The organism is Rhizosphaericola mali (assembly GCF_004337365.2).
Classification (GTDB): Bacteria; Bacteroidota; Bacteroidia; order Chitinophagales; family Chitinophagaceae; genus Rhizosphaericola; species Rhizosphaericola mali.
Genome location: NZ_CP044016.1, coordinates 190,900 through 206,038 on the forward strand (window position 1 = coordinate 190,900; position 15,139 = coordinate 206,038).

Genomic DNA, 15,139 nt, shown 5'->3' on the forward strand with positions numbered 1-15,139 from the left:
ATATTTGCATTATAAGTTGGAATATATGAACACGCAAAATCAAATACATTATGATCGCATCGCAGAAGCTATTGAATATATTAAGCAAAATTTTAAACGACAGCCCAATCTAGAGGAAGTTGCGGCACAAATACACTTGAGTCCAGCACATTTTCAACGATTATTTACAGAATGGGCAGGTACGAGTCCGAAAAAGTTTTTGCAATATATAAGCGTGGAACACGCCAAAAAATTGCTCCAACAAGAACAAGCAACTTTATTTGACACGGCATTTGAAACGGGATTGTCTAGCACGAGTCGTTTACATGATTTATTTGTCAATATTGAAGGCATGACACCGGCTGAATATAAAAATGGAGGTCGAGATCTAGCCATCAATTACAATTTTGCAGAAAGTCCATTTGGTTCTTTAATAATAGCATCCACCACAAAAGGTGTTTGTTATATGGCATTTGAAAATAATGAGGAAATTGCCCAACAGACTTTATTCGCAAAATTTCCAAATGCTTTATTTCAACTTAAAACGGATACATTTCAACAAAATGCGTTATTTATTTTTCAAAATGATTGGACCAAATTACCGGAAATTAAATTACATCTGAAAGGAACCGATTTTCAATTAAAAGTGTGGGAATCTTTGTTGAAAATTTCCATGGGTAAATTGTCCACCTATGGCAATATCGCAGAAGAAATAGGTAATCCCAAAGCCTCTCGAGCGGTAGGTACAGCCATTGGTAGCAATCCTGTAGCATTTCTGATTCCGTGCCATCGTGTAATTCAATCTTCTGGAAATTTCGGTGGGTATATGTGGGGAAATACACGCAAAACGGCGATTATTGGTTGGGAGATTGCGAAATCGAAAGTTGAAATCTAAAAATATTCATATGCTTAAGCATTTAGAACTTAGAAATAAAGAGGTACATCGTAAAATCCGAAAAAATGAAATCACTTTTGGTGGCAACCGAAAATTAAAAATTTACGGATGGTTATCTTGCAAGTCGGGCAAAAGAATGAAAAAAGAAAATCGTATTTTCTTTGCAACAGAACAAGAAGCTACGCAAAACAATTACCGTCCTTGTGGGCATTGCATGAAAAGAGAATATATAAAATGGAAAAATGGACTTATTTAACTTCGAAATAGATAAAACAAAGAACTGGTTACCAAAAGATGGAACCGTGCATTATTATGGTAAACTTTTAACAAAGGAAAAAGCGGATTTTTACTTTCAAAATTTACTAGAAACAATTGAATGGCGAAATGATGAAGCGGTTATTTTTGGAAAGAAAATTTTGACTAAAAGGAAAGTCGCTTGGTACGGTGAAAAACCATTTGAATACACGTATTCTAATATAACAAAGCACGCGTTACTGTGGACAAAAGAGTTATTGGAATTAAAAGCAATCATCGAAAAAGAAACGGGTGAAACCTTTAATTCTTGTTTGTTGAATTTGTATCACAGTGGCGAAGAGGGAATGGCATGGCACAGTGATGGAGAAACCGATTTGAAAAAAGATGGAGCGATTGGTTCTTTGAGTTTTGGTGCAGAGAGAAAATTTGCATTTAAACACAAATTAACAAAAGAAAAAGTCGAACTGATTTTGGAAGATGGAAGTTTGCTCGTAATGAAAGATACTACTCAGACGTATTGGTTACATAGACTGCCGCCAACAAAGAAAATTATGACTCCAAGAGTCAATCTCACTTTTCGAACAATTGTAGATTGAAAAAACGGCATTTGTGTATTCAAATGCCGTCCTAATAATATTATGCGATGGCTTCAGAAAGATCATCTACCGTAATGTCAAAATGGTCTGCATCGTAACTTGCCTTACCATCTTTGATTACGATCACTTGTGGCGATTCATGTTCGATACCATAGATTTCTGGTATTTTATTGGAGATGTCTCTGTAGGTAATTAAGTCCAAATAGTAATAATCTGCGTCCGGCAGATTGTCAGATTTTTCAACTCTATTCCAAGCTGTTTTACTGATGCTACAACGCGTGCTATGTTTGAATATCACCTGTGGTTTTACAGCGGAATTTTTATTTATCTCTTCCAATTGTGCTTCTTCTGTAAGATTAATCCAATTCATTTATCTAAATTTTTATGTAAGCAAAGGTAAAAATTATCCAAGATTTATCCTAAAGTCTCTATTTGAATAGAAAAATATTGTGCTAATTCATTCATTTACTTAACCTTTGCAAGGAGTAATCGAAATTTACATGAAAATCCATTTTATATCTATTGGAGGCAGTGTCATGCATCAGTTGGCAATTGCTTTAAAAAGAAAAGGATACCAAGTTACAGGTTCGGATGATGAAATATTTGAACCTGCAAAATCCAATCTTTTGAATGAAGGAATTTTACCTAAAGAAATTGGTTGGAATCCTGCAAATATTACAGCAGATTTGGATGCAGTAATTTTGGGTATGCACGCACGCGAAGACAATCCAGAATTGATCAAAGCAAAAGAATTAGGTTTAAAAATCTATTCTTTCCCAGAATATATATACGAAGAAAGTAAGGATAAAAAACGTGTTGTCGTTGGTGGTAGTCATGGTAAAACGACAACGACAGCGATGATTATGCACGTGCTTCGTCATTTGCATAAAGATTTCGACTATATGGTCGGTGCCAAATTGGAAGGATTTGACCAAAGTGTCAATATCACAGACGCGCCGGTGATTGTATGCGAAGGAGACGAATATCCTGCAAGTACCTTAAATAAACATCCGAAATTTCATTTTCTCTTCCCACACATCGCTGTAATTACTGGGATTGCTTGGGATCATATTAATGTATTTCCAACTTTCGAAATCTATTTGGAACAATTTAGAATCTATATAGATAAGATTGAAAAAGGTGGTATATTGATATATAATACGGCGGATGAAACGCTGAAAAAATTAGTTGAGGAGCATCATCGCACAGATATTCGCTATCAACCGTACCATATTCCTACGCATCATATTGACAACGGAATTACCTACGTAAATATCGATGGCGTAGAAAAAGAATTGAGCGTTTTTGGCAATCATAATTTGCTTAATTTGTACGCGGCATGGTATGTATCTAAAGAATTAGGAATTACGATTTCCGACTTTTTAGATGCAATTAGTTCGTTTACAGGCGCTTCCAAACGTTTGGAATTAATAGCACACAATGCTAATACCAATGTTTATCGTGATTTTGCACATGCGCCGAGCAAAGTAAAAGCGTCGATGCAAGCGGTAAAAGATCAATTTCCCAATAGAAAATTGGTCGCAGTTTTAGAATTGCACACGTATAGCAGTTTGAATGAAGCATTTTTGGTTCAATATCAAGGTGCTTTGGATAAAGCGGATGAAGCAGTTGTTTTTTACGCAAAACACGCGCTTGCGATCAAGCATATGCCTGATTTGCCTAAAGAAAAAGTTTGGGAAGGATTTGGAAGTAATAAAAATGTAACTGTTTTGAATGATAAAGCAGATTTAGATGCATGGTTACACCAACACATTTATCAAAATGCCAATTTGCTTTTGATGAGTAGTGGTGACTATGATGGATTAGATATAAAGGCATTTGCCAACGAAATAACGAAGTAGGAAAGTTGTTAGAAGAATGAAGAAATGTGAAATGAGAAATATGAAATATTTTGCAGGGCTCATTTGCTAACATTAGAACGAAATTTCAATAAAATAATAGAACGGAATGAATCTCGAATTACAAAGACCTATTGCATTTATCGATTTAGAAACGACAGGAATCAATATCAGCCAAGATCGAATCGTGGAAATCGCGATCATCAAAATCATGCCTGATGGAGAGCAAATACAAAAACGCAAGTTTTTAAATCCAGAAATGCCCATTCCCAAAGCGTCTTCTGATATTCACGGTATTACGGATGAAATGGTCAAAGATGCACCTACATTCAAACAAGTTGCGAATGAGGTGAAGCAATTTTTGCATAATTGTGATCTTGGAGGCTATAATAGCAACAAGTTTGATATTCCGATGTTGGTGGAGGAATTTTTACGTGTAGGCTTGGATTTTACACTAAAAGATACCAAGCTCGTAGATGCGCAAAAGATATTCTTCATGATGGAACCTCGTAATCTTACTGCCGCATATAAATTTTATTGTGATAAAGAATTGGTCGGTGCACACGGCGCATTGGCAGATGTGATTGCGACCTGGGAAGTTTTGGATGCGCAAGTGGCTCGTTATCCCAATATTGGTACGACGTTGGACAGCATTCTGAAATTTACAGGAGAAGATGATACGGTAGATTTCGCGCGTAGAATGGTCAAACAAAAAGGTGTAGAAGTATTTAATTTTGGAAAATATAAAGGCCAAGCGGTTATGGATGTACTCAAAAAAGAGCCTCAATATTATGACTGGATGATGAAAAGTGATTTTCCATTAAACACTAAACAAAAATTAACTGAAATATATAATAGAGCGATATTGAATAAATTATAACATTTAGGTAAATATCTATCCATTATTTTTGCTACTTTAACTTTATACTTTTGGAGAAACTTGTAATAATTCCAACCTATAACGAAAAAGAAAACATAGAGGCTATAATCAAAGCCGTTTTTGATTTGGATAAAGGTTATCACGTTTTAATTATAGATGACGGTTCGCCCGACGGTACGGCTCAAATTGTAAAAGATTTGATGGCGAATGTTTATCCCAATATCTTATTCTTGGAAGAAAGAAAAGGGAAATTGGGTTTGGGTACGGCATATATTCATGGATTTAACTGGGCATTACAGCATAACTATGAATTTGTATTCGAAATGGATGCAGATTTTTCTCATGATCCTAAAGATTTGGAACGACTATATGATGCGTGCAAAAATCAAGGTGGGGATATGTCGATTGGTAGCCGTTATGTGCCAGGTGGAATGATTGAAAACTGGCCTTGGGATAGACATTTTTATTCCAAAGGGGGTGCTTTATATACCAGGATCATCACTAGGCTACCTGTAAAAGATCCTACAGCAGGATTCGTATGCTATACTAAAAAAGTGTTGTCCACGATTAATTTTGATGCAATTAATTTTGTCGGTTACGCTTTCCAAGTTGAAATGAAATTCGCTACATGGAAACTAGGATTCAAAATTATAGAAGTCCCGATTACATTTAGAGATCGAAAAGTCGGCGTAAGTAAAATGAATAAAGGAATCTTGAAAGAAGGTATTTGGGGCGTACTCAAATTAGAATGGATGAGCTTATTCAAAAAATATAGTAAAAAGGTCGGAAATTAATTTCCGACCTTTTTTTATTAATGCATTATTGCTATTTGATCTTCTGGCTTTTTGGTTTCTTTGAAGAATATCATAAATAAAATAGCAAGTACTAAAGCGTATGCAGCAAAACAAATCCAGATTGAATGCCAATCTTTCATTTGCCATATACTACTCAGATCGCCATTGCCCAATATATTCAAATGATTTTCGGAAAGATAACTTTGAAATTTTGTGTTGGATGTATCTGTTTTGAGAAATGACGCAAGATCGGATGCTTTTTGAAAATGTTTAGTAAAATACATATCGATGACTTTTCCGGAAACCAAACTTCCGAAAATTGCTCCAAACCCATTGGTCATCATCATAAATAATCCTTGAGCAGAAGAACGTATTTTGGGTGTAGTTGAACTTTCAATAAACAAAGAACCAGAAATATTGAAAAAGTCAAATGCCATTCCATAGACAATACAAGACATGATGATCATCCAAAGTCCACTTGTCGGATTGCCGTATCCGAAAAATCCGAATCGTAAAACCCATGCTAATATGGAAATTAGCATTACTTTTTTTATCCCAAATTTTTTCAAAAAGAAAGGAATTGCAAGGATAAATAAGGTCTCAGAAATCTGAGAAATGGACATGATAATCGTAGAATATTTGACTACAAAACTATCTGCATAGCTTGGATAAGCGCTAAATTCGGATAAGAAGACATCGCCATAAGCATTGGTCAATTGCAATGCTGCTCCTAAAAACATCGAGAAAATGAAAAATAAAGCGATTTGTTTATTCGCAAACAATTTGAATGCCGTCAATCCTAAAGTTTCAGCCAAAGAGGATGATTTTTGAGCTTTATCAGGCTTACATGGTATCAAAGTAAATCCATAAATTCCTAATAAAAATGCTCCAGCAGAGGCAATATAAAATTGATTAACAGAAGCCTTACTGCCTGTTAAATTGGTCACCCACATAGCTGCAATAAATCCTACTGTACCCCATACCCTAATAGGAGGAAAAGTAGTAATAATATCGTAATTGTGCTTTTTTAAAATAGAGTAGGAGATCGAATATCCCAATGCAATTGTTGGCATGTAAAAACACATGGAAATTAACATGACCGCAAAGAACGCTCCTGGCGTTTGTACCTTAGTTAAATAAAATAGGGAAATCGCGTAGAGTATATGTAAGATTCCATAAAGTTTCTCTGCATTCATCCATCTGTCCGCGATGATTCCGGTAAGCGTAGGCATAAATACGGACGCAATTCCCATTGTTCCAAATACAGCACCAAATTGTGTTCCGTCCCAATGTTTAGTTCCAAACCAATAGTTCGCAACGGTGATTAACCATGCTCCCCAAACGAAAAATTGAAAAAAATGTAATACAATTAATCTATATTTTACCTGCATAATTTAAAGCATTAATGTTAGTAGTTTTAATATATAGGTTTGATTTAAAATTCTCTATTTTTTATTAATCTGTTCATAATTTTAGAAACAAACATACGATACATATCAGTAATATCTGCCGATACATTAAAATACAAAATACTGCCTCCAAATAGCAATAAGAAGATACTAGATCTAACAAGTGTATCTACATATATATTATCTAAAAAGGGAAAATAATATGCGGGTAATATGCAAATAATACCTAACAGTAACGCGACAAGCGTTTTTTTACTAAATGGTTGTAATCTAAATAAACGCCAATTATAGATAAATCGTACAAAATTAAATGCGGTCAATAATAATCCGGCACCGAGAGCAGCTCCGATATTACCCCAATGCTTGATAAAAATATAATTGATAGGAATGGATAAAATCACAAATATAGAACTTGTGAAAAAATCAATTTTCCAATGTTTTGAAAAACCTAAAATCTGTTGGTTCATTCCCATTCCCATATCCAAAATCTTAGCAATGCCGGAAATCAATACGATGACTTTCATTTTTTCGTACGATGGACCTTCAAATCGAATCAAATTATTCATATTGGGATACAAAAGTCCAAATATGCCGATACCTAATATCAATAAAGTCAATGCACTTTTTTGATATATATCGCGCAATTTGCCCATGTTGTTGTCTTTCCATCCCTCGGAAATTAGCGCAGAAGAAATGCCCAACATGGCTCTTTGAGGTACTTCCATTAAGGCGATGAGATTCGTTGCCAAAGTATATACACCGACTTCTGTCAAGCCGTTAATGCTGGCAATCATGATACCGTCCAAGGTTTTTGGCAAAACGCCAATCAATACGCCGGATAAGTGAAAGGAAGTGAAAATGAGAATCTTTTTATACAGACGTCTTGTTACTTTGCTGATTTTAAAGCATAATTTGATCGTTCCATCTTTGATCAAAATAAATAATGCGATCGCGACGCTGGGTACATAAATAATGCTATATAATGCAAAGAAAGTATCTAATGATATTTTTTTAAAAAGAAATAAAACAATTAAAATGGTGGTCGCTAAGCGAAATGGAATTTCTCGTAAAAAATTGGAAACCACCGTTTTATGTATTACCCAGCAGAAACCTTCCATGACGGCAAATGCCGCAAAAACCAAAGTGAAAGGAATGGTATAATAGTAATATTTGATAAATAGGGCAGAGTTATGTCCAAATTTTCGCGCCATGAATTCTTTGAAAATCAAACACGCCGCGGTGAATAAAATGCATCCAAATGCAAATACGCCGAGTACCAAAGTTGGGAGATCATTTTCCTCAGGTTTAAGATGAGATTTGTACAAAGGAAAAAATTTCATCAACGTGGATAAACCGCCCAAGGTCAAGAATGGTGCAAATAATGAGGCAAAATCAAAATACAATCTAGTCAAGCCCAATTCTTGTGGTGTAAAAAATTTGGGTAATAGGATCATCGTATTAATCGCTCCGATAATAAAGCCTATATAAATTATAATACTAGAAAATAAACTTTGCTTTCGGACAATCCCCATTATTCATTTTGATTTGAAGGCGTAAAAATAGTTAATCTTTTATCGAATTATTGTTTTCTTTCTGTTGCATTTCTTTCCAAAATTGTAGAATTGCCTGTCGATATTCTACAAAAGGTACTTGTTCGGATAAGAAATTGTTATGCATAATACTGATGAGATTTCCTCCAAATTTCTGAATGAGAGACCAATAATTTCTAAATTCCTCCAACATTTCTGATGCAGAGAAATGTTGTTCATAAAAAGAATTGGCATCCATGAAACAGAAGGGAAATATTTTTAAAGGAGTTATTTCGTTTTTTGTCAAATCAAACCAGTAAAATGGATAGGCTGTCGAAGCTCGAAATCCATTTCTGCTACCATAACCCATCGAAAAATCTTCTTGGATATGCAACTCAATAAGTTGTTGATATTTTTCGGGTAAAAGCATTCTGATGTAATGTTGCCGACTTTTGGAAATAGGTTGCTCAATGATGGATTCTAGATATTGTTTTTCCCAAATAAATTCATTCTTATCGTCTCCGCTATGCCAACTAGGATGCATTCCCACTGGATATGTGGCGTTTATTTTTCGAATGAGATTTTGTAAAATGGCTTTTTTGGGTAAAATATTTTTGTCGTAACCTTGTATTTTTCTTGCAATTGGGAAAAAGAAAATAGCGGTGCTATTTAACTTTTTTAATTCACCTTCTATTAGTATGTAAGTATCAAACGGATCTTGTTCTCTTCTGAAAAGAACTGAAATACGGCTTTTTACTTGGTTCAAATTTTTATTCAGTAAATCTTTCAAACCACCGCCAATATTCCTAAAAAATGATTTTCCTTGATAAGAATATGCAACATCGATGTCAAATGTAGGAATATATTTTGCTTCGATTTTTGGAAAAATGATCTGTGGAAATATCGAATGAATTTTATCCTGCAATGCTTTTCTCCAAATATCAATGAGTGGTAATTCGAGAAAATTATTCTGAAATGCCAAACTATTCTCCACTGCATATCTACCATATTCATCTTTTTGAAAGGGTAAATATTCTTCGTAACGACTTAAAAGATAAAATGTAGCAGCAAAAATATCAAAACCGAGATCGCTTTCATTTTGGAAAAAAATAGGAGTAGTGTCTTTTGTTATTTGAATTTCTTGAGGAGCTATATCCTCCGCTTCTAACAATCCTTGTGGTTGTATCCAAACGACATCAAGATGATCAGGTTTGTTATTACTATAAAAAATATGAGCTTCTGTTAATTGATCAGTGATGTGTACATCTTTTCCCAACAAAAATGCAACTATATATTGCAATCTCGTGGTGATTTTTTCTGTGTAACATATGACCTGTACCATGTTACGAAAGTAAGGATTCGCAAGGATTATTTTGCATTTCCATAGGGACAATGTCGACAACCATTGGCACAGCAATAGCCACGCTGTATGTGGTAAAATTCTTTGAATACGAAAAAGTCTCCTTCTTTATAGTAATGTATTCCTTCCATTAACTCTTCTGCCGAATCTGGAAAATTGGAATTTTGCGTTTGTGTAACTAAATTATTGATTTCATTCAAACACGCTGGACAAAGACAATCATAGTTTGTTTTAGATAAATACTCTAATGTAGTTTGTTGCAAGTGAATCGTGCGGCATCCACAATTGGAAATGTCATTGGCATTACAAAAGAATGTTTTTTGACATCTTGGACATATCTTATTCGAAGAAATCATCAAGTGCGAAAATAAAACATCCCTTCTCAAATAAGAAGGGATGTTACTATAAAATTTAATTCAAACTAAATATTTGCTTCAATGGGTACTTGTGTACGCATAAGTCTTGCGGCTTGTACCATTTCGATCAATGCTTTTTTAGTTTCGTCCCATTTTCTAGTTTTCAAACCACAGTCTGGATTTACCCAAAGATTTTCGGTTGGAATAACTTTTTGAGCTTTTTTCAACAAATCAACCATTTCCTCTTCACTTGGTACGCGTGGAGAGTGAATATCGTACACGCCCGGTCCGATCTCATTTGGATAGTTGAAATCGGCAAATGCATCCAATAATTCCATTTGAGAACGAGAGCATTCAATCGTAATCACGTCCGCATCCATCGCAGCGATGGAATCAATGATGTCGTTAAATTCGGAATAGCACATGTGCGTATGTATCTGCGTTGCGTCTTCCACAGAACTTGCAGAAATTTTAAATGCATTCACAGCCCATTGCAAATAAGTCGCCCAATTTTCTTTTCGTAAAGGTAGGCCTTCACGTATGGCAGGCTCATCAATTTGGATAACTTTAATACCTGCTTTTTCCAAATCACTTACTTCGTCTCTGATTGCTAATGCAATTTGGTTACAAGTTTCAGATCTTGGTTGGTCATTTCTGACAAAGCTCCATTGCAATATAGTCACAGGCCCCGTCAACATACCTTTCACCCATTTCTTAGTCAAAGATTGTGCGTACGAACTCCAATAAACCGTCATAGGATTGGGACGATAGACATCCCCGAAAACGATGGGTGGTTTTACACAACGGCTGCCATAACTTTGTACCCAACCATTTTGGGTAAATGCAAAACCAGATAATTGCTCTCCAAAATATTCTACCATGTCATTACGTTCAAATTCCCCATGCACCAATACATCCAAGCCAATTGTTTCTTGCCATTTAATCGTCTTTTCTGTTTCTGATTTTAATAAAAGATCATATAGTTCAGATGTAATTTCATGCTTTTTATATTGTGAACGCCAGTTTCTAATCTCTTTAGTCTGTGGAAATGAACCAATTGTTGTCGTTGGGAATAAAGGTAACTTCAAAATATTTTCCTGAACTTTTCTTCTTTTTTCAAACGGATTTTTTCTAGTGGAAAAAGAGGCGTCAATGGCTTTGATTCGTTCTTTGACGGCAGGATTGTGAATCAAAGACGAGGTTTTTTTATTGGAAATGGCTAATTTATTTGCTTCAAATTTTTCCAAAATAGGGGCATCTTTTGATCCTGTTGCTAAAGCTTTTAAAGTTGCTATTTCATCAATTTTTTGTTTTGCAAAAGCTAACCATTGCTTGATGTCTGCGGTCAAACTCGTACTTTCTTTTTCCAAATCTAAATCACAAGGACTATGTAAAAGAGAGCAAGACGGTCCTACTAAAATTCTCTCTTCCCCGATTACAGCCTTTGCTTTATCAATAAAAGTTAACGAATGTTCAAAATCATTTTTCCAGATATTGCGACCATCTACAATTCCAAGTGAAAGATTCAATTTTTTATCCTTAATGTTTGTCGCAAGGATATCGTCCAGTTGCGCCGGACAACGCACTAAGTCCAAGTGTAAAGTTTGGATAGGTAATTCCAAAACTGTAGAAAGATTGTCTCCATAGCACTCAAAATAACTTGCCAAAATGATATGCAAATGTGGAAATTTCGCATGTATAGTTTGGTAAGTTTTGGTAAATGCGGCTCTTTCTTTGTCAGTTAAATTCAAAGACAAACAAGGCTCATCAAGTTGAATGTAGTGGGCATTGTTTTCATCCAAAACTTTTAATAGTTCCAAATATGCCGGTAACAAATTGCTCAATAAATCCAAACGATGAAAACCTTCTTCTTTTTCTTTTCCCAATAATAAATAGGAAATCGGTCCTAATAAAACCACTTTTGGATTTTCAACTATAGATTTCGCTTCTATAAATTCGTTGAGTGGTTTTTTGGAGTATAAACTAAACTTTTGATTCGCTTTAAATTCAGGTACAATATAATGATAGTTAGTGTCAAACCATTTGGTCATTTCCATTGCAGTAATATCGTGCTCGTCTTTTTGATAACCACGTGCCATGGCAAATAACAAATCAATATCACATAATTGTTTTTGCTGCATCAATCCATGAAAACGATCCGGAATAGCGCCAAACAATAAACTCATGTCTAATGTCTGATCATAATAGGAAAAGTCATTGCACGGAATCAAATCGATACCTGCATTTTTTTGTAATTCCCAATTGTGTCGGCGTATTTCTTTTGCCGTTTGTACTAAGTCATTCAACGCTGTTTTCCCTGACCAGTAAGCTTCTTCTGCTTTTTTCAATTCTCTGTGGTTACCAATCCTCGGATAACCTAAATTGTGTGTACGCATTTTTTCTAAATTAAATTGAAAGGATGGAATTTTTATCTATAAAAATTCTAGTAGGCAGGTCTCCTGGCTTATTAGAAATGTCATCGGTCTTCCCGCAAATCTGCAGTGACACACATGGAGGACATTCGTTTCTCTAATTGACAGTTGCGGGACAGCTTGCGATTTGCACACAATTCCCTTTTAAATTTCTATTAAGAAATACCTAAGATTTATCCTTGTTGTAAATAAAAGAACTGTATAAATGCAAAAATAAAGATTATTGATATTGTTTTAAATTTATAATGTAGATAAAAAATCTTTATTTTATTTTTAAAAAGAATATAATTCTGTGTTCTTTCTTCTTTGTGCTAGGCATTAAAACTTGTAATTTTGTTAAAAATAGAAAGGAGTAGATTATGAGACAGGAGGTATTTAGAGGTTATGAAAGTGTGGAGAGTATGGATAAGATAAATAAGATTGTCTCGTTCAAACCATTTATTGATTATCTGGATAATGTAATTGATAAAAATGGTGTGAGTAAAAAGATACTGGCGCATGCAAAAGAACGTATTATAGAGTTGCTCCCTGAAAATTTGGAAATACATGAAGTGGATTTAGGGAAATATGCTGCAGTTTATGAGATTGTATATCAGTTGCTCAATCCACCGATGATGGAAGAAAAAGAAAATTATTGGGGATTGTCAGTGCCATTTTCACCAACGATTTTTTATAGCTCGGATAGTTTGTATGCTTTAATGAATACCAAATTAGATCCTTTGGAAGATGGTGTGGAGCATGAAGGTGACAAAATCGACAAGAATACTATTAAGACAATTATTATATACAATCTTGTATTGAAAAAACTATATAATATAGAAATGTCTGAAAAAGATATTTTGAAATATAGTTTTCGTCCCAATTTAGAGGAAGATCGAATTGTATACTTGGGAATTGACTATAATTCTGATTTTTTGGAAGTCAGTTATGATGGCGAATTGCCAGAGTTAAATGTGGCACAATATTCTTGTAAATTGTCCAATATAAAAGACGTTTTATCACAATTATTGGAGGCGTTGCCCTTAGAAAAAATTACCATTAAAGGTATTAGTATTTTAAATCTTAGAGATATAACCACTACGTATTTAAAAGATAAAGTCCGTGGATTCTTAATTTCTAATAAAGTTAAAAAAACTCCGCATAGAGTTTTTGCAGATATATTCAAAGGTTTATTGGGCAATAGTAAACTAGATATCATTTTATCTCCGCTATTGATTATCAATAAAAGTATTGTTCAGGATTTATGGGAAGGTTTGGATGATGATTTTAGAACGATTTTGGGTAAATACAATATGGAAAAAGACGTCTTTTTCGAAATCATAAAAGACTACACAGATCATCCCAATACAATTTTCCACAAAAATCTAAAAAATATTTGTAGTTCGGAGAAGAATAAAATTATCAATTCGCTGGATAGTTCTATAAAAAGTGTATTGATTCGTCCCGTTTTTACCAATAAAACTAAAATGGTCGGCGCTATTGCTATATTTTCTGATCAGGAAAATATGATCAATGAAGATGTGCTTGCTAGATTAGAAGATGTCGTTCCATTGTTAGAGCAACTATTTGAAGGTGGTATCAATAGTTATTCGGGGCAATTGACGGAGGTTTTGAAAAATAAATTTACTTCGATACAGCCTTCTGTTGAGTGGAAATTTACAGACGCAGCGATTCAATATTTACATGATAAGCGTTTGGAAAGACACCCTGCGATGAAAAGCATACATTTTGAAAATGTTTATCCAATATATGGAGCAGTAGATATCAGAGACTCGACCATTGAACGAAATAATGCCAATGCGGCAGATTATAGGGTACAGTTACAAGCTGCAATTTTATTGTTGGAGAAGATTAATTTAAAAGTGCCGATAAGCATCATTGGAGAATTGATCTTTAAAGCCAAAAAATGGATACAATTTATCGAAGAAGGGATTAGTTCGGATAAAGAACCTGAATTGATCAAATTTTTAGATAAAGAAATCGGCATATTTGTTACCCAATTTGGATCCAGTTCGGAAGAGCTATCTCAGATGACTGCAAGTTATTTTGAAGATCAAAAGGCTGGAGGACGTTTTCATAATAATGTTTTGGATATAGAAAAAACATTCAAAATTTTAAATTCATCCATCGCATCTTTATTAGATCAAATGAACGATAAAGTGCAAGAGACCTATCCGTGCTTTTTTGAGCGATATCGTAGTGATGGTCTGGAATATAACTTTTATATTGGTCAGTCGATTACACCAGAGCGAGTATATAGTGATATTTATTTAAAAAATCTGCAGTTGTGGCAAGTCAATACAATGGCTATTATAGCAAAAATTACCGAAGAGTTACAACCACAATTGCCACATCCGTTACGTACGACACAATTGATATTTATTCATTCCAATACTATTGATATCAGCTTTAGAAATGATGAACATCGATTTGATGTGGAAGGCACTTACAATATTCGTTATGAAATAGTCAAAAAACGTATTGATAAAGCCATCGTAAAACATACGCAAGAACGTCTTACCCAGCCAGGAAAAGTAGCGATCGTTTATTTTTTCAAAAAAGATGTAGAAGAGTATATTTCTCATATCAAATATTTGCAGGATAAAGATATTTTTGAAGATGATTTAGAAGATATTGAATTGGATGATTTACAAGGTGTAACTGGTCTCAGAGCTATAAGAGTCAGTATAAAAAAAGATGATTCTTTAAAATTATTAAATGCATCTGAACATCTTGCCGAAAATATAGCGGTTGCACAAGAAGCAGTAGCAAGATTAAACTAAAAATAGCAATTT

The 15,139-nt window shown here is 34.3% G+C and carries 13 protein-coding genes and 1 riboswitch; of the genes, 7 read left to right on the plus strand and 6 right to left on the minus strand.

The genetic code is table 11. The features are described 5' to 3' along the window. The first annotated feature begins 25 nt into the window (after positions 1-25). From E0W69_RS00835 to E0W69_RS00845, 3 genes are read left to right on the plus strand one after another with little or no spacing between them, the layout of a single operon-like run. Positions 26-874: a methylated-DNA--[protein]-cysteine S-methyltransferase gene (locus E0W69_RS00835; protein WP_131328142.1), complete on the plus strand. Its 849-nt coding sequence runs from the start codon at positions 26-28 to the stop codon at positions 872-874. A gap of 10 nt (positions 875-884) precedes the next feature. Beyond that, positions 885-1,130 (plus strand): Ada metal-binding domain-containing protein, encoded by a 246-nt coding sequence (locus tag E0W69_RS00840; protein ID WP_131328143.1) that lies wholly within the window; start codon positions 885-887, stop codon positions 1,128-1,130. After that, on the plus strand, positions 1,117-1,725 hold the full coding sequence (locus E0W69_RS00845) for an alpha-ketoglutarate-dependent dioxygenase AlkB family protein (RefSeq protein ID WP_131328144.1): 609 nt from the start codon (positions 1,117-1,119) through the stop codon (positions 1,723-1,725). Before E0W69_RS00840 ends, E0W69_RS00845 begins: the two co-directional genes overlap by 14 nt. Positions 1,726-1,765: 40 nt before the next feature. On the opposite strand, the gene ytxJ is transcribed toward E0W69_RS00845, so the two are convergent. After that, entirely contained in the window at positions 1,766-2,095 is a 330-nt protein-coding gene (gene ytxJ / locus E0W69_RS00850) for a bacillithiol system redox-active protein YtxJ (protein ID WP_131328145.1), read from the minus strand. A 130-nt stretch (positions 2,096-2,225) separates the two neighbouring features. On the opposite strand from ytxJ, the gene E0W69_RS00855 reads away from it, so the two are divergent. The 3 genes from E0W69_RS00855 (at position 2,226) to E0W69_RS00865 (ending at position 5,258) form a co-directional block, all read left to right on the plus strand. Next, positions 2,226-3,587 (plus strand): UDP-N-acetylmuramate--L-alanine ligase, encoded by a 1,362-nt coding sequence (locus tag E0W69_RS00855; RefSeq protein ID WP_131328146.1) that lies wholly within the window; start codon positions 2,226-2,228, stop codon positions 3,585-3,587. 106 nt (positions 3,588-3,693) lie between these two features. After that, on the plus strand, positions 3,694-4,464 hold the full coding sequence (locus E0W69_RS00860) for a 3'-5' exonuclease (protein WP_131328147.1): 771 nt from the start codon (positions 3,694-3,696) through the stop codon (positions 4,462-4,464). Positions 4,465-4,514: 50 nt separating this feature from the next. Then, entirely contained in the window at positions 4,515-5,258 is a 744-nt protein-coding gene (locus tag E0W69_RS00865) for a polyprenol monophosphomannose synthase (RefSeq protein ID WP_131328148.1), read from the plus strand. 17 nt (positions 5,259-5,275) lie between these two features. Here the strand turns inward: E0W69_RS00865 and E0W69_RS00870 are convergent, their stop codons facing one another. The 5 genes from E0W69_RS00870 to metE form a co-directional block, all read right to left on the minus strand. Next, entirely contained in the window at positions 5,276-6,649 is a 1,374-nt protein-coding gene (locus tag E0W69_RS00870) for a nucleoside permease (RefSeq protein ID WP_131328149.1), read from the minus strand. A gap of 44 nt (positions 6,650-6,693) precedes the next feature. Beyond that, positions 6,694-8,199, minus strand: a complete 1,506-nt coding sequence (locus tag E0W69_RS00875) for a lipopolysaccharide biosynthesis protein (RefSeq protein ID WP_131328150.1) — start codon at positions 8,197-8,199, stop codon at positions 6,694-6,696. Between the two features lie 31 nt (positions 8,200-8,230). Beyond that, positions 8,231-9,538 carry a DUF7033 domain-containing protein gene (locus E0W69_RS00880; RefSeq protein WP_131328151.1) on the minus strand — a complete coding sequence of 436 codons (1,308 nt, stop codon included), beginning with the start codon at positions 9,536-9,538 and terminating at the stop codon, positions 8,231-8,233. 26 nt (positions 9,539-9,564) lie between these two features. Then, the gene (locus E0W69_RS00885; RefSeq protein ID WP_131328152.1) at positions 9,565-9,912 is read right to left on the minus strand and encodes a cysteine-rich CWC family protein; all 348 of its coding nucleotides are present in this window, start codon (positions 9,910-9,912) and stop codon (positions 9,565-9,567) included. A 65-nt stretch (positions 9,913-9,977) separates the two neighbouring features. Then, positions 9,978-12,308 (minus strand): 5-methyltetrahydropteroyltriglutamate--homocysteine S-methyltransferase, encoded by a 2,331-nt coding sequence (gene metE, locus E0W69_RS00890; protein WP_131328153.1) that lies wholly within the window; start codon positions 12,306-12,308, stop codon positions 9,978-9,980. A gap of 34 nt (positions 12,309-12,342) precedes the next feature. Beyond that, positions 12,343-12,529, minus strand: a riboswitch (cobalamin riboswitch). A 174-nt stretch (positions 12,530-12,703) separates the two neighbouring features. Here metE and E0W69_RS00895 point away from each other — a divergent pair. Then, a complete protein-coding gene (locus E0W69_RS00895) occupies positions 12,704-15,127 on the plus strand; it encodes a hypothetical protein (RefSeq protein ID WP_131328154.1) in 2,424 nt (807 codons plus the stop codon). Positions 15,128-15,139: the final 12 nt, after the last annotated feature.

Coding starts and splice junctions, on each gene's coding strand:
- E0W69_RS00835 (WP_131328142.1), top strand. CDS start 26: ATGAACACGCAAAATCAAATACATTATGATCGCATCGCAGAAGCTATT.
- E0W69_RS00840 (WP_131328143.1), top strand. CDS start 885: ATGCTTAAGCATTTAGAACTTAGAAATAAAGAGGTACATCGTAAAATC.
- E0W69_RS00845 (WP_131328144.1), top strand. CDS start 1,117: ATGGACTTATTTAACTTCGAAATAGATAAAACAAAGAACTGGTTACCA.
- ytxJ (WP_131328145.1), bottom strand. CDS start 2,095: ATGAATTGGATTAATCTTACAGAAGAAGCACAATTGGAAGAGATAAAT.
- E0W69_RS00855 (WP_131328146.1), top strand. CDS start 2,226: ATGAAAATCCATTTTATATCTATTGGAGGCAGTGTCATGCATCAGTTG.
- E0W69_RS00860 (WP_131328147.1), top strand. CDS start 3,694: ATGAATCTCGAATTACAAAGACCTATTGCATTTATCGATTTAGAAACG.
- E0W69_RS00870 (WP_131328149.1), bottom strand. CDS start 6,649: ATGCAGGTAAAATATAGATTAATTGTATTACATTTTTTTCAATTTTTC.
- E0W69_RS00875 (WP_131328150.1), bottom strand. CDS start 8,199: ATGGGGATTGTCCGAAAGCAAAGTTTATTTTCTAGTATTATAATTTAT.
- E0W69_RS00880 (WP_131328151.1), bottom strand. CDS start 9,538: ATGGTACAGGTCATATGTTACACAGAAAAAATCACCACGAGATTGCAA.
- E0W69_RS00885 (WP_131328152.1), bottom strand. CDS start 9,912: ATGATTTCTTCGAATAAGATATGTCCAAGATGTCAAAAAACATTCTTT.
- metE (WP_131328153.1), bottom strand. CDS start 12,308: ATGCGTACACACAATTTAGGTTATCCGAGGATTGGTAACCACAGAGAA.
- E0W69_RS00895 (WP_131328154.1), top strand. CDS start 12,704: ATGAGACAGGAGGTATTTAGAGGTTATGAAAGTGTGGAGAGTATGGAT.